15 protein-coding genes are annotated in these 19,679 nt (G+C 46.7%); 10 read left to right on the top strand and 5 right to left on the bottom strand.

The window, feature by feature from the left end:
* The gene (locus R3D00_19545) at positions 1–1,353 is read right to left on the bottom strand and encodes an enolase C-terminal domain-like protein (protein MEZ4775388.1); all 1,353 of its coding nucleotides are present in this window, start codon (positions 1,351–1,353) and stop codon (positions 1–3) included.
* A 1,241-nt stretch (positions 1,354–2,594) separates the two neighbouring features.
* Here R3D00_19545 and R3D00_19540 point away from each other — a divergent pair.
* The 8 genes from R3D00_19540 to R3D00_19505 all read left to right on the top strand — a co-directional run bounded on the left by R3D00_19540 (position 2,595) and on the right by R3D00_19505 (position 9,122).
* Positions 2,595–3,872, top strand: a complete 1,278-nt coding sequence (locus tag R3D00_19540; GenBank protein ID MEZ4775387.1) for an alpha-L-fucosidase — start codon at positions 2,595–2,597, stop codon at positions 3,870–3,872.
* A 211-nt stretch (positions 3,873–4,083) separates the two neighbouring features.
* Entirely contained in the window at positions 4,084–4,461 is a 378-nt protein-coding gene (locus R3D00_19535) for a hypothetical protein (GenBank protein MEZ4775386.1), read from the top strand.
* 36 nt (positions 4,462–4,497) lie between these two features.
* Complete coding sequence (locus R3D00_19530; protein MEZ4775385.1) at positions 4,498–5,250, top strand: hypothetical protein; 753 nt, start codon at positions 4,498–4,500, stop codon at positions 5,248–5,250.
* A 26-nt stretch (positions 5,251–5,276) separates the two neighbouring features.
* Positions 5,277–6,554, top strand: coding sequence for a hypothetical protein (locus R3D00_19525; protein ID MEZ4775384.1), 1,278 nt, complete (start codon positions 5,277–5,279; stop codon positions 6,552–6,554).
* Between the two features lie 68 nt (positions 6,555–6,622).
* A complete protein-coding gene (locus R3D00_19520; protein ID MEZ4775383.1) occupies positions 6,623–7,111 on the top strand; it encodes a TFIIB-type zinc ribbon-containing protein in 489 nt (162 codons plus the stop codon).
* 75 nt (positions 7,112–7,186) lie between these two features.
* Entirely contained in the window at positions 7,187–7,987 is an 801-nt protein-coding gene (locus tag R3D00_19515) for a hypothetical protein (protein ID MEZ4775382.1), read from the top strand.
* A gap of 51 nt (positions 7,988–8,038) precedes the next feature.
* Positions 8,039–8,587 carry a CAP domain-containing protein gene (locus tag R3D00_19510; GenBank protein MEZ4775381.1) on the top strand — a complete coding sequence of 183 codons (549 nt, stop codon included), beginning with the start codon at positions 8,039–8,041 and terminating at the stop codon, positions 8,585–8,587.
* Positions 8,588–8,648: 61 nt separating this feature from the next.
* The gene (locus tag R3D00_19505) at positions 8,649–9,122 is read left to right on the top strand and encodes a hypothetical protein (GenBank protein ID MEZ4775380.1); all 474 of its coding nucleotides are present in this window, start codon (positions 8,649–8,651) and stop codon (positions 9,120–9,122) included.
* A gap of 44 nt (positions 9,123–9,166) precedes the next feature.
* Here the strand turns inward: R3D00_19505 and R3D00_19500 are convergent, their stop codons facing one another.
* Together R3D00_19500 and lgt are read right to left on the bottom strand one after the other, a co-directional pair.
* Positions 9,167–12,223, bottom strand: a complete 3,057-nt coding sequence (locus tag R3D00_19500; protein MEZ4775379.1) for a HEAT repeat domain-containing protein — start codon at positions 12,221–12,223, stop codon at positions 9,167–9,169.
* Between the two features lie 57 nt (positions 12,224–12,280).
* On the bottom strand, positions 12,281–13,072 hold the full coding sequence (lgt, locus tag R3D00_19495) for a prolipoprotein diacylglyceryl transferase (GenBank protein ID MEZ4775378.1): 792 nt from the start codon (positions 13,070–13,072) through the stop codon (positions 12,281–12,283).
* A gap of 96 nt (positions 13,073–13,168) precedes the next feature.
* Here lgt and R3D00_19490 point away from each other — a divergent pair, with 96 nt between their 5' ends.
* Complete coding sequence (locus R3D00_19490; protein ID MEZ4775377.1) at positions 13,169–13,618, top strand: DUF3299 domain-containing protein; 450 nt, start codon at positions 13,169–13,171, stop codon at positions 13,616–13,618.
* Position 13,619: 1 nt separating this feature from the next.
* Here R3D00_19490 and R3D00_19485 read toward each other — a convergent pair whose 3' ends face one another.
* Positions 13,620–16,004 carry a hypothetical protein gene (locus tag R3D00_19485; GenBank protein ID MEZ4775376.1) on the bottom strand — a complete coding sequence of 795 codons (2,385 nt, stop codon included), beginning with the start codon at positions 16,002–16,004 and terminating at the stop codon, positions 13,620–13,622.
* A 108-nt stretch (positions 16,005–16,112) separates the two neighbouring features.
* Between R3D00_19485 and msrB the strand changes: the two genes are divergently transcribed.
* Positions 16,113–16,565, top strand: a complete 453-nt coding sequence (msrB, locus tag R3D00_19480; GenBank protein ID MEZ4775375.1) for a peptide-methionine (R)-S-oxide reductase MsrB — start codon at positions 16,113–16,115, stop codon at positions 16,563–16,565.
* A 158-nt stretch (positions 16,566–16,723) separates the two neighbouring features.
* On the opposite strand, the gene R3D00_19475 is transcribed toward msrB, so the two are convergent.
* A complete protein-coding gene (locus R3D00_19475) occupies positions 16,724–19,678 on the bottom strand; it encodes a c-type cytochrome (protein MEZ4775374.1) in 2,955 nt (984 codons plus the stop codon).
* Position 19,679 lies beyond the last annotated feature (1 nt).

Genomic DNA, 19,679 nt, shown 5'->3' with positions numbered 1-19,679 from the left:
TTATGGCCTGACCGGCGTTCCGTCATTTTTGCGGAGTTGGGTCCAGTCGGTGTTCACTTTATCCGGAATGGGGTATTTGGCAGCGGCTTTTTCGTTGACGTCAACGCCAAGACCCGGCGCATCATTTACATACATAAACCCGTCCTTTACATAAGGCGCACCGGGGAATACTTCAAGGGTTTGTTCGTTGAAGAAAACCGATTCCTGAATGCCGAAATTCCAGACAGCAAAGTCGATATGTGCATTGGCGGCGTGGCCTACGGGCGATACGTCACCGGGGCCATGCCAGGCCGTGCGGATATTAAACCATTCGCCGAGGCGGGCAACCTTCATCGCAGGCGTTATGCCCCCGATTTGAGAGATATGGATACGGATGAAATCAAACAATCTTTCGGTCATGGGCCCCACCCATTCGTGGGGGCTGTTGAAAAGTTCGCCCATGGCGATGGGGACAGTGGTTTTCTGACGAAGGAGTTTGAAATACCCCATATCTTCAGGCGATAAAGGATCTTCGATAAAAAACGGGCGGTATTGTTCCAGAGAGGTAAGCAGATTGACGGCATCCGTTGGGGTCAGTCTTTCGTGTACGTCGTGCAGGAGTTCGATTTCTTCGCCGCAGACCTTGCGTACAGCTTCGAAGATTTCCCTTACAGACTTCATATACATGTAGGAATCCATGTAATTGTCTTTGCTGCGTCCGAAGCTCGCGTTTTGGAAGTCGGGTGTTTTGGCGACACTGGCGGCGCCATAGCCCCCCATTTGGATGCGCACGTGGCGGTATCCGGCTTCGATAAACTTCTGGGCACTTTCGACGACTTCGCCGACGTTGTTTCCGCTGGCATGGGCGTAGCAGTCCACGGCAAAGCGGCATTTGCCACCGAGGAGTTGATAGACGGGCATACCTGCGCGTTTGCCTTTGATATCCCAAAGGGCCTGATCGAGGCCGCTGAGGGCATTGTTGAGCACGGGGCCGTTGCGCCAGTAGGAGCTGACGTAGGCGGTTTGCCAGATATCTTCGATATTGTCGGGATCTTTGCCGACGCAGAAGTCGTTGAGGTATTTGTCGATCGCAGCCACGACACTGTAAGCGCGCTGGCGGAAGGTCGCGCAGCCGACCCCGTAGAGGCCAGGTTCGGAGGTTTCGACTTTGACGATGATCAATTCGATTCCTCCCTGAGGTGCGGTTGCGATGGCTTTGACATTGGTGATTTTTAGCGGCTTGAGGCCGCGGGTCGCCTGGTGGTAGTTGTCGGAGGCGGTAGCCGTCATAGGCGAAAAAGCCAAAGCACCGGCAGCACCGAGGCCGAGGGTTTTGAGCATATTGCGGCGGGAGAGGTCAGGATGAGTACGCATGTGAGTGAAAAATTGAAGGTGAAAAGTAGTTAGTACAGGATGAGGTTAGGAAGAAAAACTGGAAATCGAAAATAAATATGTGTAAATTCACGATCAAATGTAGGGTTAGTCGTAATCCTTATATTTTTTGCCTGATAAGGCCAACTAAATTAAATTTGGTAAAAACACGATGGAATCAACGAGAAAATTGACGAATCTACAGATCGAGCTCTTGAAGATATTCAGGTTCGATATTAGCGAGGATCAGGTCAAAGAGATTCGATCGTTGCTGTCAGCCTATTTTGCAAAGAAAGTAACCTCAGAAATAGATTCCCTGTTTGAAACAAATAATTGGGGTGCGGAAAAAATTGAGGAATGGTCAAAAGAACATATGCGCACAAAATATGAAAAGCAGTGAAGGTTGTTATTGATACCAATGTACTGCTAATGTCTATTCCCCGAATTTCTAAATATAGACAGATTTTTAATGCACTTCTTTCAGCAAAGTATGAGTTATCGATTTCAGAATCTATTCTTTAGGAGTATATAGAAATTATTGGTAAGAAGACCACTGGGCAAATAGCACAGAATCTTGCTGAATTATTTTCCCAGCTGAATAATGTGACACAAACAGAGGTGTATTTTCATTGGGATTTAATCACTGCTGATCCTGATGATAACAAATTTGTTGACTGCGCTGTATCGGCAAATGTTCAATTTATTGTTACGAATGATAATCACTTTAACTTGCTAAGGCAAATTGACTTTCCTCCAGTAGCAGTGATTAGCGCAGATGAATTCCTGGAGAAGTTAACACAAATTTGAATTAGGTTAACCACAACATTCCCTTTGCGATTTCCCCCATTGGCATGAAAGGCAGATACATGATACTATCAGGCAAAACATTTGGGATGTTGAAGAAATATCAGCAGATTTATAGACCTCCGATTGAGGATATGGATTCCGAAGATAGTCGGGGGATATGCGCAATATTGGGGGTGGGGAGATGATGACTGCCTATTACAGAATGACAGCACCGTAAAACACATTCCAACCAATGAAGAATAACAAACAACAGGCTCTGACACCCCTCCCCAAATTGGCGTTTCAGTGGTTCTCTCAAATCTTTTACGATAAACCAGCATATGTCTAAATATTTGATTGCGCTTTCATTCTATTTTATTGGGATCATTTGGAATATAAAGGCACAAAATGAAATGCCGATCCCATCCCCGGCCCAAATTCATTGGCAAAATGCCGAGTTGGCTGTACTAATTTCCCTCGATCTGCATGTGTTCGACGGTAAATACTATGTGCAAAAGGAAAATCGTATTACACCCATTGAAGATTACAATATCTTCAATCCTCAGAAATATGATATGGATCAGTGGATCCAATCAATAAAGGACGGGGGATTTAAAGTAGCCATTCTTACAGTGAGTCACGAAACAGGCTTTTTTTTCCATCAAAGTAATGCCACTCCTTATTGTATGAAAGCGTTAACATGGCAAGACGGGAAAGGAGACATTTTACGTGATTTTAAAGCCTCTTGTGAAAAATATGGAATATTACCCGGGGTTTATATCGGGACACGCTGGAATGCATTTTATGGTATCCACGATTTTAAAGTAGATGGGAATACGACTTTTGCCCAAAACAGGCAAAAGCACTACAACCGCATGATCGAAAACATCACAAAGGAGATTTTCAACAACTATGGGGACTGGGCAATCGTCTGGTTTGACGGGGGGGCTCATGGCCCCGATCAAGGCGGACCCGATGTGCTTTCTGTTTTTGAAGAATATCAGCCCAATTGTTTATTCTATCACAATCTCCAACGTGCCGACATGCGTTGGGGTGGAAGCGAGAGCGGAACCGTTCCTTATCCTTGCTGGGGAACATTTCCTTATGTTTCGACAGGAGCCGGAGAGTCTGCCAAAAAGGAGATCGCTGAAAATAACTTCCAGCTTCTAAAAACCGGAGATCCCAATGGGAAATATTATATGCCTGCCATGAGTGATGCTCCTTTGCGAGGCAATGGCGGACACGACTGGTTTTGGGATCCGGACAGGGAGGATATCATTTACCCGTTAGATAAGTTGGTTGAAATGTACTACCACTCCGTGGGGCATAATACCAGTCTTATTCTGGGTGTCACGCCCGGGCCGGATGGGTTAATGCCCGAATCTGATGTGCGACGGCTGAAAGAATTCGGAGATGAAATACAGCGAAGATTTTCAAATCCAATTGCCGTTACTTCAGGAACGGGCGAAAGTATCAATTTGAAACTTCCTGGAAGGCAGAAAATTAATCAGGTAGTCGTAATGGAAAATATTGCCAGGGGGGAGCGAATAAGAGCGTTTACCCTTGAAGGAAAAACAAAAAAGGGCTGGCAAACGATTTTTGAAGGTTCTTGTATTGGACACAAATTTATCCATCGGTTTGACGAAATGGAGGTTACCGAAGTTCGGTTGGTTGTAACTGAGGCGAAGGGCGAACCCGCTATTCTGAACCTTTCTGTTTTTAATTTATCCCTTTAAAGCGCATATCGTGTAATGCCACTGTCATCTGAATATCGAAATATGAATTAAAATGCAGTTACTAAGGTAGGCGGAGGAACCCGAAACGGGGGATGGTGCCTAAAGAAGCAGCAGTTGTTTATGGTAAATACAAAAAAAGGAATAAATTAGGAGGCTGGAATAATAGGGCATAATCATCCTTTTATACCTTTCTACCTGCAATCAAAATAGGATGCCTAACATCAAAACAAAAATTGACGAATGGGAAGTGCGCGATCTGGAAGATAATGGCGTACTCAAAATTTATGTGGAACATAATACCGAACTGGGCAACCAGGGGGTACCGGGTATACAGGTCTGGTACACCATCGCCGGTGGCACTTCGATCGTAAACTTTGAACCCAATCATGTTGAAAAATGGGCATATCAGGCGCAAAAGGCCAATGTTTCGGAGTATTTACTTTCTGACTATTCGTGGATGTATTATGAAGATACCTATATCCAAAACAGTCTGGTAATCGGAGAAACCCTCAAGGCCAGGGTTGCCGTAAAAGTCAGGAGCAAAAAGGAACCGATTGTCAAAGAGTACGAATTGCCTTTCACTCTGTAGTTTTTGCAAAATTGACCTTTTCTTCACCCGATAACAATGACTCCGGAAGAGGAAGAAAAACGTATAGCCGAAGCTGTCGCCCGACAATTGCAGCTACTCGCAACACAGCAGCAGGAGCAATGGTCCCATAGCCTCGAATCTGTCATAAAAAATGCCCTCAGTGGCGTTGACAAAGCCCGTGCAGCTCTGGCTCAGGAACGAAAGGCGGTAGAAAAAGAATTGGATGCCGCCCGCCTGCTCCGCAAAAAAGCTGAAAATGAAGGGGAAAAAATGGCCGCAGAAGCCTTTGAAGCCCATCGAATCCAATACGAAGAAGCTACCCGTACGGAACTGCTCCGCAACCTTTGCCGGATGCATATCGAAACGGGAAAATCAAACCGCGACATTGCGGTGTGGCTTGATGTGCCACAAGATTTTGTGGGAAATATCCGCCAACTATTGCAGCGCACCGAGCAATACCATACCGATAAACCCAAACGCACGCATCTCGAAGGCAACCCTAAAGTGTGGCTCTCCGGCAATGGCCGTGGCGGTGAAGTGCATTTTGAAAGCAGGGAAACGAGCTTCGCCTGTTGGTGGGAATTTGGCGCATATGGTACCTTCATTATCGTAGAGATTCCGACCAAAGAAAAATGGGAAGATCTTACCCAGTTGCCGCTGGAAAAACGGAACGCAGTACTTAATTTTATCGGGGAGCATATTGTCATCAGTGAAACCTCCAATAAAGGGTCGTTTATCATTGGCGACAATGTTCTGACGGTTTTCGCTGAAGTTGCCACAAAATCTTAACAATGCACTACGATTAATCTATACAGATGAAAATCACCCTTTTGATTACAGCTTTTGTTCTCGTTGCCCTGGTTATTTATTCATTCACCAAAGGCAAACGCGAGGCTTCCGGCACGATTTCCAAAGAGGTACTTTATGGTCCATTTACCATAAAAATTACCGCAACGGCGGGCAAGACTTTCAACATGAACTTCGGCATGGTCAGATATACCAAAGTAGCCTATGGCGTGTATTACGATAATAAACCGGTGGCTTTTCCCGGTTCTCTGCAAAACAATACGGGGCTTCCGTTTTTATGGGCCGTATATGCCCTGCCTGGTGCGCCCGACCCGACACTCGTGGCAGGTAGCCAGAGTCTGTATTTGATCTATCTGAAAGACAATGTCCCGGTAGTTGAACCTATCCTTCAGCAAGGACATGACTTTGCGTCTCTCCAGTTTTTGGACAGCGCAAACGGCCAGCCGGGGCTTTATTCGGGCGTGTATATGAAGAGCGAAGTTACCAATCTGGAAAAGCTGGACAGCCTCGAAGGCGGGCGTTATCTCATGGTCAGCGAACATGCGGTGCTCGATGTACAGACCCGTGAAATCAGGGAGATGAACATTAATAACCATTCTGTGGAAAATTATTCCTATCCCTCCCCGCACGGTGCCATCGCTTTTTCGCCTGACCAGAAAACCATTGTATTCCGTGGCGAATTTCAAAGCTGGAATACGCCCGACGAAGATTTGCCCGATTCAGAACACGCACTGATTGCCTATGATTTTACCGTGGACAGTGGGTATGCAGTCAAATACGACGATACAGATACGCGAATGATTAATGTCCAGGATATTGACCTGCAATGGTTTAATACTTATTTTGAATGGAAACAAACCCCAACCGGTGACCGCCTGCAACTGCGCCAACTGGAAAAACTGCCCTATTGGACGGGCAAATACAACTCACGGGATAATTTTTACAATATTTACCCGGCCAATCCATCGCTATTGCCTGTTTTTCTGGAATTTGTACTCGGGCAAATGGGCTGGTCAAAGGAAAATATTCTGGAAGATAAAACCGCAGAATATACGGGGCATACCCTCATTCTGGGTTCGGGTGATATAAAATTATGGATGAATTATAAAGAAGATGGGAGGGTGTTGTCCTTCAGCAAAGATCTTTATGTGGAAAAGTCACCTGAATATGAAGCATTAGTGAAAAAAGTAGCTGAAGACTTTAATGCAGAACTCAGTGAAGGAAAACATCAGGAGCACTTTGGAAGGGTAATCAACCAGACAAAGCAGATTCGGGGGGTTGATTAACAATATGATCAGAACTACGGGTTATTTCAAAACACGGGGAGACCGGCGAAGTATGTATCGTTAGAATTATGGAAGACAGAACCAAACATACGTATCGTGTTCAGATTTACGAATTTGTCAAAGACATTCTCGTTGTTTGTCCAAATTGTGAAGGCAAAGCACTGGTGAAAACAGGCGATTTCCATCTGCCTAAATATGAAGTCAATGAAGTGAAGGTGGTGTGTGCTGATTGCAGTTTCAATAAGACTATGAAAAATGTGGTCAAACGGCGGGATGAGAAGCAGAAGCGCGGCAATATCCTGATCTTTGGTGCGCCCATTGACCCCTTTTTTCATCTCCCTGTTTGGCTGTCGACTGAATTTTCAGGGGAAACGCTCTGGGCCTATAATTTGGAGCACCTGGACTTTTTGGCTGCACATGTCGGCGCAAAACTCCGCGAGCGCAACGGGTTTAGGTTTAATGTCAAAAGCGTCGGGGCACGACTACCGCGTTGGATGACTGCTGCAAAGAATCGGGATGCTGTGTTGAAAGCAATTGAAAAGCTGAGGGAAAAATAACCGAACGTACCTTCCTCCGGCAAAACCCCACGCTTTAAATTTCAAGTGAAACGCCTGCAGGCAAAACAGATTTATATGAGAAGAAAAGCATATTGGGTTGTATCTATTGCCCTCATTTTTACCTCATGCTCAAATAGAAGTAAGGTAGAAATAAAAAAAATCGAGCATTTTTATGTTTCTTCCACAAAGGCTAAAGAGCTGTTTCAGATTTTTACCGTCCAGTTGGGTTTGCCCATAGTATGGGATTATCAGGATTGGGGAGGCTTTTCCAGTGGCGGAATAACCCTGGGAAATGTTGTGTTAGAATTGGTGGAAAGCAAGTCTGATCCGATCCCGGCTAATTATGGAATGGCATTGGAACCCAGCCAATCTTTAAAAAAAATAGTTTACCCGTTAGACTCAGCCAAAATCGCACACGGCAGAATAAGCAGAGCCGCTGATTGGAGTACGATGTCTCTGAATAATCTCCTTCCGGATAATGTTAATGTATTTGTATGTGATTACCATGACAGGGATTTGGTCAAAATGGGTAGAGAAAAGGCAGCTGGCGAATTAGCTACCAACCATGGCGGCACCCTGGGCCTCCAGTTTTTGAAAGAAATCGTAATCGGTACGGAAGCGCCCGGTGAATTTGAAGATGAATGGGCAAAAATCCCTGGAATAGTCAAAGTCGGGAATGAGTTCCATTTCCCGGAAGGGCCGGCCCTAAAATTGATAAAATCTGAAAGCCCTTTGTTTGGTCTCTTCATAAAGGTGGCGTCAGTGAGTAAAGCCCGGCAGGAATTGGCGGCGCTGGGTTTTGAAACCAGGATTACGGCCCAGGGAGTAGAACTGATTGATAAAATATTTGTAGCAAGTATCATGTTGGTTGAATAAAACGTTAGTAGATTTTAAATCGGAAAATCGAACGACATTTAATTTTCAAATATGAGATTACAAAATATTTTAATCGCGCTTTACTTTGCGCTTAGTTCATTCAATTCCTTTTCTCAGGTATTAAGTGATGAAGAGAAAAATTTATACACGCTCATCATGGAATACCGGAAAGAGAAAGGACTTCCTTCTATTCCGCTATCTGCTTCTCTGACTTATGTCGCCCAGACTCATGCCCGTGATTTGGTAGATAATAAACCTGATGTGGGAAACTGTAATGCTCATAGCTGGTCTTCAAATGGCAACTGGACAGCTTGTTGTTATACCCCGGATCATGCGCAGGCAGAGTTGATGTGGTCAAAACCCAGAGAACTTACCGCTTATCAGGGGGATGGATTTGAAATCGCTTGTGGTTCAAATGACTGTTGCAGTGATTTTGAGATGACAGCTGATTATGCCTTACAATCATGGAAAAAAAGCTCCGGTCATAATGCCGTTATAATTAATCAGGGTATCTGGAATGACCAATGGAATGCTATTGGAATAGGCTTATATAAGGGCTTTGCGGTTGTCTGGTTCGGAAACGAATTTGATAATGAATAAAATCCAACCCTTTCGTATATTTAGGTTGAGAAACCGTTTACTCTCTGTTTATGCTCCGAATATGAAAACAAGCACTTTACTAAGACTGTGGGTTTTTTCCCTATCTCTGCTGCTGTTTGCCTGCAATCCAGACCCGGAAATACCTGTTGTTCAGGACCCGCCTATATCCCAGGGCGATATGTGGATCTGTCATCAAAATGCTGTGTGGGATTCTGTGGCAACCATCAATCACCTGATTGGAGAATGGGAGTGGGAGTATATCCGGTGTTTTTGGAACCCTGAAGATGGAAATTATGATGACTTTAAAGGGCTTTCCATTGATTTCAAATCTGACAATACCCTGGATGTAAAGATGGATGGACTGGTTACCCAATCGTCAGCCTGGTCCATAGAGGGCAGTAATGAAAACTTGTTCGTAATCAGGGTTGAACCAATTGTTCTGCAGGCAGTTGGGCAAATTCTGTTTTGTGACAACAGAGTCGAATTTAATGATAGTTATGTAGATGGATGCGATAATTACTTCACAAGAAAGTAATTATCGCATTTACCCCATTTCCTCGATAAATCGTTGAAAATCTGCTAAATACCTGCTGCTGGTTCTTTTCCCAGACTGCTCAGATATTCCACCAGATCGACAAATTCCTGTACGGACATCACCCTGGCGAGGCCTTCGGTCATCAGGGATTGTTCCTGCATTTCGCGGGATTTGATTTCTGATTTGGCGAGAGATCTCACGGTACCGCCCATCATTTTGACATCCACTTTGTCGTCGGGTTCGCTGAAAATATAGCCCAGCAGTTTGCTATCGTCTTTCAGCGTAAAGAGATACGCTTCATAGCCAAAACTGATTCCCGCACTGGGATTAAATACCGCACCGTAAAGGGCAGATTTTGAGAGTTTATTCCCGATTTCGGAAAGGTCAGGACCAAAATTGATTCCTTCCCCTTTTACCTGATGGCAGGTCTGGCAATATTTCCCAAAAACAATTTTTCCATTTTCCAGGCTACCTTCCTGAGTTACCAGTTCGTCAATGGAAGGAATCGCCATATCATTGTCTGAAATATGGAGAACTTCCGCTGCGAGTTCGCGGTAGGCTTTGCGGTAGACGGAGAGCAACTGGGTTGCTGCCGCTTTTTCGAGTTCGGGCGAAAGCGCTTTTTCTTTCAGCATGGCGACGAGACGATTTTCGCCTGACCAGCCACGTCCCATATATTGTACCGCAGCCCGGCGAATGCCGGGGGGGCGTTTTTCGTCTGTAATGACGGTTTGGATCATATCGAGTGCCTGGTCGGAGCCCGCATGGTTGAGTGCGATCATCGCAGCAATCTGCTGTTTTTCGTCCTTACCATTGAGGTAAGGCTGGAACAGCGGCAGTTGTTGAAACTGCCTGACCAGCTGCGCTGCGCGCACGCCTTTGGCCGAACTCCCTTCGGTGAGCGCCAGCTCGACCAGCTCCTGGCTTTTGTCGGCCATGGAAAGGCTTTCGATAAGGTCGAGGTACTCGTCTGTTCCTTTTCTTTCGGTAAGTAGGTTGTTGAGTACGCCCCGAACTTTCGCATTGCTTTTTACATACCCATAATCCATGTGACGGATCGCCAGATAGCCGATTTGCTCCTGGTCCGGATGCTGACCGAAAACCAGTTTTTCCAGCACCTGATTTTTGGATTTGTCGGTGTGGAAATCCATCGCACGGAAATACCGCGTTGCGGCCGCAGAAGAAGGCGAAGCTGCAATAATTTCCCCCATTTTAGGAATCGCTGCTTTTGCGCGGATCCGCCAGATGATATCCTTGTTGGCGGGAGTATTCCATGAATCTCCTACAGTTTTTTCCCACACAGCATATACTGCGTCGGGATCAGGATTACTGGCAATGCCTAAGGCTTCCAGATACCAGCGGTCTCCCTGCGGATATTGCTGGGCCAGAGTCGTCCAGATTTGCGCTTTATCTGCGCCTGTATAATGCCGGAGGGCAACGGCTACTTCTCTGCGCACCTGGGGATTCTCGTCTTTGGATAGCGTGTAAAGTAGAGAGGCTATATCCATGCCCAACTGACGGGCAGCGCGGAGGCCGGTAATGCGAATGTCGGAATTGCTGTCGGCAATCGCTTTTTCTACCCATGCCTGACCTTTTCCCGGAATTTTGGTCAATAGCCACAAAGCCCGTGCGCGATATCGCGGATTTTCCGACTGCCACAGATTGGAAAGTGCAGGTTCTGCAGATTCTCCAAAGCCATGCAACGCCTGCCAGGCCAGTGCTCTGGTAGCTACGTTTGGACTCTTCAAAGCCTCGGCAGCTTTTTCGGGGGTAGAAAAGTCAGGTGGAGTAACCTGGTATTTGGATTTGGGCGGCGCTACGCGATAAATACGACCGCGAAGCGTATCGCCCATCTGGTGGCCACCTACACCCGGATCATACCAGTCGGAGATAAACAGAGAGCCGTCAGGTGCAATGCATACATCTGATGGGCGAAACCAGTTATCTTTTCCTTTCACAATATCTACTATGGATGCCGTATAGCCTGCGCCCGCGTTTTCCACAGGATATGCTCTTACTACATTGGGGCCCGCATCACAATGGATCATCTGGTTGTGGAATACCTCCGGCAGCAAATCGCCCTCATAAACGAGGATCCCCGTGGGCGAACCAGCGCCTGTTTGCAGGAGGTTAGGGACTACGCCCGGATCATTCTGGTGCCAGTGACGGGTGGAGATATCATCGCTCATCCCGGTACGGGGTTTTTGCCATCCGGCGCCGGTCATTTCGTCGTTGCGGCCATAGTTGCCAAACTCCATCACATAGTTGATCCGCACGCCTTTATTGCCGTCGTCGTCATTGTCTGATTGCCAGAGCGAACCATAAGCGTCGACTGCTACCTCGTAATTGTTGCGGAAATTCCATGCCACAACTTCGAGGTTGCTGCCGTCAGGGTCGCAGCGGAAAACCATTCCTTCCTGAAAAGGCTGGCGGGTAGCTTCTACTTTGTTGCCGTATTTATCTGTGATCAGGTTGCCGGCGGCATCCTGGAGTTTTTCGCCTGCGTTGCCAAAATTAAAATACAATTTTCCATCCGGTCCCAATACTGAAGCATGTGCCCCGTGGTCGTGTTGCACGCCGCCAATTCCGGTGAAAAGTACTTCTTTGCTGTCTGGTTTGTCGTCGCCGTCTTCGTCAGTAAATACAAAAATATTGGGGCTGCAGGATACGATAACTTTATTTCCGATTACAGAAATCCCAAGAGCAGCATTTACATCATTCCCCTGATAAAAGACGGTTTCCTTATCTGCTTTTCCATCGCCGTCTGTGTCTTCAAGGATCAGGATCCGGTCGCCTTCTTTCCGTACCGGATTGGTAGGATTGAGCGCGTTGCGGTAGTTAAACGCTTCACAAACCCAGACTCTGCCCCTGGCATCTATGTCGATATTGGTGGGGTTGAGAAAAGTATTTTCTGATGCAAACATCGTGATTTCAAGCCCATCGGCAACTTCCAGTCCTTCAATGGCGTGCGAAAGATCGTGTCTTTCATTTTCAGAAAGAGACTCATAAGGCACGGCCGGTTTGGGAGAAGTGTTGCAGGCGTTGATAGTCAGCGATACAATCATCGCGGAAAGGAGTAAAGCGGGTAGTAGTTTATTCATGGATATCAGGGGTTTTGTATGAGTGCAATATACAATTTTTACAAAATACTCTTTATTTCAGGAAGGCTTACTTCGACTCCCCCAAATCAGATACAACCCCAGCGCAATCAGCGGAAAACTCAGCCATTGGCCCATATTCAGCGTCATACTTTCTTCAAAAGGAACCTGATTTTCCTTCAAAAACTCAATTAATACCCGCGCAGTAAAGGTCAGTGCCAAAAATAGTCCCGTGATGAATCCGCGATAATTAACGGCATTGGTTTTGAAAAACAGGTAAAACAATAAAGCAGCAATGCAGAAATAAATGATGGCTTCATACAATTGTGCCGGGTGCCGGGGAATGGCGTCCCGCATGGTGAATATAAATGCCCAGGGCACATCAGCGGGAGATCCCAAAATTTCTGAATTCATCAAATTACCGGTTCGGATCATACCTGCGGTCAACATCACGGACATCACTACACGGTCTGTGGTCCAGAGCAGATGTTTTTTGATGACAAATTTCGAAAATATCCAGAAGGCGATAATCAGCCCGATCGCACCGCCATGGCTGGCAAGGCCGCCTTTCCATATCATCAGAATCTCTTCCGGATGCTGGGAGTAATAATCCCACTGATAAAAAAATACGTGCCCCAGCCGGGAACCTAATATGGCACCGGCAACCAGCAAAATCAATAGGGTGTCAAGCTGGGTTTCGTCTTGTTTTTCCCTTCTCCATACCCGCTGGGTAATCAGATAACCAATGAAAAAACCTCCGGCGAATAAGGTGCCGTACCAGCGAAGACTAAACTGTCCGATGGAAAAAATGACGGGATCAACGTCCCATGTTATATAGTTCAGGGGCATCATTGGAAGAATATTAGTGGTGGTTGATAATTGTAACTAACACAAGGTATGATTAACTTTGGCTATGAAAGTAGATAATTATCAGTAATAAATTCAATTGTGAAAGCTTTCATTCCAATAGTGTTTCTCCTGGGCGGATTGGTTGGTTTCCATTCTGCGCTGCGTGCACAAAATAATCTCAAATGGGAGATGCTCACGGACGTGTCTTATTCGGTCAAGTTTGACGAACAGACGCAGTCTGCGGTCATGGTACCAAAATACGGCAATCTGCTCACCGCGGTCGATGGGCAGATCGTCGAAATTAAAGGGTATATTATTCCGCTGAATACGGAAGGTACCGAATATATCCTTTCCGCATTTCCCTACAGTGCTTGTTTTTTCTGCGGAAATGCCGGAAAGGAATCGGTGGTCGAACTTGCCCTCAGTAGCGGTAAGGCTCGGTTTAAAACAGATCAGATCGCTACATTCAAAGGCAAATTTGTCTTAAACTACGGCGACTACGGGCTCAATTACCTTCTCGAAAACGCCGAGGTTACTGAGCTGGAATAGACTATTTCTCTACAATGATTTGTTCGTATGCTTTTCCAAATGAGCCGCTGATTTCCATAAAAAACAATCCGCTTTGAGGGAATAATTCTCCGGGCAACTCAAATTCAGCTCCGGCTTTGAACTGAATCTTACCAGCGAGCCGGCCTTCAACCGTAAATATTTTTACTGCTACCGGCGTAGTGCTATACGCAGCGAGGGTCATCCTGACAGGAAACTGAGCCGCAGGGTTGGGATATATGGAAACCATCTTTGGCGTTTCTGCTTTTCCTGCACCAATTATTCCTGTCGAATTTGCCGGCGTGCCTGTATGGCCATATACGCCAGTACCTGTTCCTACCAGAAGTTCGTCGTAATAGAGAAATTCTACCCGTGTTCCTGAAGGATATTTATACCCGAGTGTCCACCCCGCGCCTCCGGCCGGGTAATAATAAATTTCTTCATCTACGGCAACGTAAACGGTGTCAATACCATAGGTCGCGGCTTTGGCTGTTTTGCCCGGGAATGCGGGAAAACCGCTGGTGGTAAAGGGCGTCCATACATTGGCACCTTTGAGGTCTTTGTAGTAAACGGTCGGGTGATTGGTTCCGGCATCTGTGCCGCAGGCGATCAGTGTGTCGCCCGTCGGGCTCTTGTCGAGGTCGATGATACTCACGACGATGACTGATCCGGTACTCGTTCCGGATGGTCCCATATCCTGCGATACCAGCCAATTGCTTCCGCTTTTGGTCAGCTTATATACACTGTATCCTCCGGGGCTTGTAAGGTTATATCCGACACCCACATAGGCAACTGTGTCGGTTCCTTCCAAACTAAACAGAATGTCGTGGACATTGACATCAAATCCGCTTACTGATGCATGAATCAGTTGCTGCTGCCATGTAGAACCGCCATCGGTAGAGTAGAATAGCCCGCCGGGATTTCCCCAGTCAATGCTATATCCTGCCATAACGATGCTGGTATCAAAGGGACATACTTTGATACTGGTGATATGGGCTGCACCTGTCGTGAGATTTCCTGCACCGGGGAAATTGTATGGAGGGTCTTCTGCTGAAAAAAGTCTCTGCCAGTTTTTTCCGCTGTCTTTGGATCTGTAAACCCGCAGATTACAGGCAAATACGGTATTGGTATCTTCTCCGGCCATGGCAACCGCATAGTATGGGGAGCCATCCATATTGGGGAAAATGGCTTTTGTCCAGGTCGGGGAGGTCAGATAATTGGAGACTTTCCGGATGCCCGACTTCGATGCCAGCCAGGCAGTTTGTTTGTCACTGGTCATATCAAAATCACTCACCTGCACGGCCTCAACGCCATCGTTGATCTCAAACGTATTGGGTCCGCGGTTTTGAGATGCGCCAATACCCATATCGGTGGTCATATAGACGATATCTGTATTGACCGGATCGCCGTAAACCGGGCCGTCATTGGGGTGTGTCTCGGAACTGATATTCCCAAAATTTTGCCATGAACCAGCCATACCTTTATTTAAATTGTACATGCTGGCGTAATAGACACTGTAACTGGCCGAGTCTCCGCCAAAACTGAAATTCTTCCCGGCGGCCCCACCGATTCCACTTCCATACTGACTCCAAACCGTGTCATTGTCCGACCAGGCAAAGTATTTTTGGGAGAAGTCTGACCCGCCGATAAAAATTCGCCCGTCAGGTGCTATTCCCATTGCCGACCATTCCACCGATCCAATTATCGAAGCCGGAGAAATATTTTTCATGTTTGTGAGTGAAGTAAAGGAATCAAAATCATCGGAAGAAACATACAGTCCGGGTGTGGTTCCTCTTCCCATTACATACAATTTTTTATTGATCGGATCGACGCTCATCTGTGGCTGTATGATGCCGGGTGGTAAAATAATGGGAGAACCGATGGTGGGACTAAAGGTTCCGGATGGATCAAGGGTTCCAAATCGAAGTTCTGCGCCTTTAATATAAAAAAGATAATCCTGTACAATCAGCAATGTGTTGATGCCAAAACTATCGACGCCAGATACTCCTGAAGAAGCCGGATGTGTGCGGTAAAGTTTCCCCGTCAGGTTGAAATACAGATAGCCAGAACCTGCATGAGCTGCCATATCCTGTATGCCACTGCCAAAGCCTGCGACGTCATCCAGCCCGGGCATTACCTTAAAAGCTCCGGGTACTGAAGGGCCCGCGGAGGGATGGTAAATGTCTGCATAGAATGCCGAATTGGCACTTTCCGTCGTAATGAAGATCCTGGAAGTATCGGCGCTTATCGCTATGCCTGTAATGGCGTTGATTCGTCCTCCATAGACGGCTTCAACTTTGGGTGCACTGAGCTGTGAATAAGAAAAAGAAGCATAAATAAGGGCAAAAAGTAAGAGTGGGATAGTTCTGAATTGACGAAAGAAATTCATGTGAAATATTTTTATACAAAGATATTTTGATATGTAAAGTTTGTAAATCATATTTTGCCGGATACTTACATCTTTTTGCGTTATCTTTGTAATGCAAAATATTTTTATATGATCACCTGGATAGATGTCATTAAGTTTAGCAATAAAGCCAATCCCACTCCTCCCCGGCGGGTGGAAAAAACAGATATAGAATGGCGCGCTTTGCTGACACCGGAGCAATTCCGTATCGCACGTGAACATGGAACCGAAAGGGCTTATACCGGGGAATACTGTGAGTTATTTGAGCCGGCTTTGTATGCTTGTGTTTGTTGCGGCACTAAACTGTTTGACAGTCGCACGAAATTTGAGTCCGGCACCGGCTGGCCAAGCTTTACACAACCTTACACCGAAGATGTGGTCAAATATATCAAAGACCGCAGCTACGGCATGGTCAGGGTAGAAGTTCAGTGTAATGTGTGCGACTGCCACCTTGGGCATGTTTTTCAGGATGGCCCCCCTCCCGGCGGGTTGCGTTATTGTATCAATTCTGCCTCGCTGAAAAAAGTAACGGACCAAAGCTAGGCAGTTTCGCAAGGTTTACGCCCCGTTTTCAATCAGGCTAATGATCTCCGATCAGAGATTCTTCGGTTCACGCAGAGTCCCGCAGAGGAATCCGCAAAGTCCCGCAAAGTAACGCGGAAATGCATTTTATGATCCCAACAGATTTATAATACCGTTGATTAATTTGCCGGATATTCCTGCAGAAATGCCAGCAGGTCCGCCATTTGCCTGACATCTATTGCGTTTTCCAATCCTTCCGGCATCAGCGACAGGCCGGAAGAGGTAAAGCTTTTGATATCTGCCCGGGGAATAGTCCTTTCCACTCCGTTCATTTGTCTCAATACGATTTCTCTGTCATTTTCTACGGAAATAATCCCCGCGATAATTTCCTGATTCTGTGTCTCAATGGTATGACTGATATATTTGGTATCAGCTGCGGCATTGGGATCAATGATGTCATGCAGCAGGGTCTCCCCACTTTTCCGGTAGATTTCGGTAAGATTGGGGCCTACTTCATTGCCTTCGCCATTTCGCTGGTGACAGGTCGCGCAGTTCTGCTGAAATACGAGTTTTCCATTGGCCGGATTTCCCTGGAGGGCCAGTGCGGGCCGCATATTGTCAAGGGCATTTTTCCGGGTGAATACGCCAGCATCGCTAAAGAGCGCTTCGGCTCGTTTTCTCACAGATTCATCCTCTGAAAATAGCAATGTTCTGCGTCGTTCAAGGTGGAAATTCATTTCCCCTGGATTGATTTTTCCGGTCTCCAGTGCGGTGAGCAACAACTCATGATTGCCGCGCTGGTACAACAAAATATTTCCCGCAGCATTTTTAGTGGCTGGGCCAAGTGTTGGCCACAAGGCGATGAGTTTTTCCGCTACGGCTGTACCTCCTGCTTCCCTGATCTGTCCGATAGCAGCCAGTTGGAGTGCCTGGGGGTCTCGGGTATTGAGCAATTCATATAGCAGGTTTTCTCTTTCTGAAAATGGCAGATATGCTATCAGTGCAAGATTTTCGACTCTCTCTTCCGGATTTGCCTGCGAATTTCTAACGGTTATTTCCGCCTGTTGAATCATTGCCTGGCTATTGGCTGACAGGGGAATGTCCAGGGTTTTACGCAGTTGCCATGAGGCCAGAATAACGGGCAACGTACTGCTTTTTTCCAGTGAATTCAGCACACCTGCATACTGCCCGGCAGCCTTGAGTGGCTTTTCTCTTCGCGGTATTCCTGCCGAAAGCCCATTCAATAGCCTGACCTGCAACGGATTTTTAACCTGATTTGCCTGTTGCAGCAGTGCGGCTATTTCGGATTCTTCTGCCACTTTGCCATCCTGTCTGGCCAGCATTTCCAGTAATTCTTCCTTTCCTTCGGTAGGGTTACGATCAGTCAAAAGGTCTTTGGTAAGCCTCACCGGATAGGTTTTTGCTGCTGCCACTATTCCCATTCGAAGCCACTGATCTGATGAAGCCGTTTCCATAAGGTGATGTATCATCGGATAGGCTGTTTCTGCCTCTGGATAGGGCAGGGTAGAAAGAGAAAGCAACAACTGCATGACAACGGTGGGGTTCGATTCTTCCTGCATAGTAAGAATTTTCGACAGCATCTCATCACTTCTGAAAGGCTCAGCCATTTTTACAGCATTTGCCCTTACCTCCGGACTTGTATCATCTAATGCTGCCAGGATAATTGATTCATTGAATTCTCCTATTCCCCGGAGTGTCCAAAGTGCGTGGAGGCGACCGTCGGGAGATGGGCTTTCCCGAAAAAATGTTTCCAGCAAAGGTACAGCTGCGCGGTCCTGCCACTCGACAAGGAGGCGCTGTGCCGTCATGCGATACCACTGGTTGGTGTGGGCGAGCGTATTGACGACGGAGGCAAGATCATTTTTGTCGAATGTGGGGGTAACCCGTGGCAGCCCCCCTTGGGGAGTGATGCGGTAGATCCTCCCCTGATCTTTACCTGCATTCAGGTCGAGGGTATCTTCGATTTCGTCGGGAATCCATTCCGGATGCTCGATGACCTTCCGGTGCATATCGACGACATACAATGCGCCGTCAGGGCCGGTGGTCATATTTACCGGGCGAAATGATCTGTCAGTGGATGCCAGAAACTCTGTTTGGGTATCGTTGCGCGATGCGGTAAAGGATGGCCCTTTTGGGTGAATCACGTCGCGATGAATCAGGTTCAACACAACGTCCGCAACGAAAATATTGCCGTTAAATCCTTCCGGAAAGGCATTGCCCCCATAATAAGTGATACCGCATGAACCAGAAAAATAGCCTGCCTGTTCAGGATGATTCACCCTGGTATCCTGACGACCAATGGGGTAAATCCGTGCCAGATCTCCTTCGCTGTGATCGGAAATTTCGTCGAGGGTATTTGCCGGCTGCAGAGATAACCCGGATATATACGCCTCCGGAAATACTATATGGGAAATATGCTCGGTGTTGTGGGTGCCAAAAAAATTCCCCCAATCGTCCATCGCCAGTTCAAACCCGCCGGAAGTTCTGCCGATATTTTCCCAAACGTTATTGTGAAGATCAACTTTCAGGTCATACCCTCTGATACTGTGCTTTTCATCGGGAGATTCGGGTAAATAAATATTGCCGGAATTTCCTCCATTGGCGATATAAATCCAGTTATCCAGTCCGTATGTGAGTCCGTTGAAATTGTGCTGAAGATTGCCATAACTGAAACCGGAAATCAGAACTTCGCGAAAATCGGCCCGATTGTCACCATCTGTATCTTTGATCAGCAGGAGATTGGGCGGGGAGGCTACGAGAAATCCCCCTTCGTAAGGCATAAGAGAAGGCGCAACGCCAAGGCTGTCTGCATATACAATTCGTTTGTCAAATATGCCGTCATCATTTTCATCTTCCAGCATAATGATTTTTCCTTCTGCATCGCTCATGGGATAGCCGGGCATTTCGAGCACAAACATTCGCCCCTTTTCATCAAAGGCCATATCCACCGGATCAAATATCAGGGGTTCTGATGCCACAAGGCTGAGTTCAAATTCAGGGTGAAGCTGGAAACTATTTACTGGACCCGAAGTGCCGGATTTGCAGCCGGGCATCACAGTGAAAACAGATACTGCAAATAGCAGCAACGAAACAGAGCGCAAGGGGGCATTCATA

This window comes from Bacteroidia bacterium (genome assembly GCA_041391665.1).
Classification (GTDB): domain Bacteria; phylum Bacteroidota; class Bacteroidia; order J057; family J057; genus JAGQVA01.
Note: the sequence above shows the minus strand (reverse complement) of the source record. Positions and strands in the feature narration are given on the sequence as shown.

Bases quoted from the DNA above. Each gene is read 5' to 3' on its own strand.
- R3D00_19510 (MEZ4775381.1), top strand. From the start codon at position 8,039: ATGAGATTACAAAATATTTTAATCGCGCTTTACTTTGCGCTTAGTTCA.
- msrB (MEZ4775375.1), top strand. From the start codon at position 16,113: ATGATCACCTGGATAGATGTCATTAAGTTTAGCAATAAAGCCAATCCC.
- R3D00_19485 (MEZ4775376.1), bottom strand. From the start codon at position 16,004: ATGAATTTCTTTCGTCAATTCAGAACTATCCCACTCTTACTTTTTGCC.
- lgt (MEZ4775378.1), bottom strand. From the start codon at position 13,072: ATGATGCCCCTGAACTATATAACATGGGACGTTGATCCCGTCATTTTT.
- R3D00_19530 (MEZ4775385.1), top strand. From the start codon at position 4,498: ATGACTCCGGAAGAGGAAGAAAAACGTATAGCCGAAGCTGTCGCCCGA.
- R3D00_19505 (MEZ4775380.1), top strand. From the start codon at position 8,649: ATGAAAACAAGCACTTTACTAAGACTGTGGGTTTTTTCCCTATCTCTG.
- R3D00_19520 (MEZ4775383.1), top strand. From the start codon at position 6,623: ATGGAAGACAGAACCAAACATACGTATCGTGTTCAGATTTACGAATTT.
- R3D00_19535 (MEZ4775386.1), top strand. From the start codon at position 4,084: ATGCCTAACATCAAAACAAAAATTGACGAATGGGAAGTGCGCGATCTG.
- R3D00_19545 (MEZ4775388.1), bottom strand. From the start codon at position 1,353: ATGCGTACTCATCCTGACCTCTCCCGCCGCAATATGCTCAAAACCCTC.
- R3D00_19515 (MEZ4775382.1), top strand. From the start codon at position 7,187: ATGAGAAGAAAAGCATATTGGGTTGTATCTATTGCCCTCATTTTTACC.
- R3D00_19500 (MEZ4775379.1), bottom strand. From the start codon at position 12,223: ATGAATAAACTACTACCCGCTTTACTCCTTTCCGCGATGATTGTATCG.
- R3D00_19525 (MEZ4775384.1), top strand. From the start codon at position 5,277: ATGAAAATCACCCTTTTGATTACAGCTTTTGTTCTCGTTGCCCTGGTT.
- R3D00_19475 (MEZ4775374.1), bottom strand. From the start codon at position 19,678: ATGAATGCCCCCTTGCGCTCTGTTTCGTTGCTGCTATTTGCAGTATCT.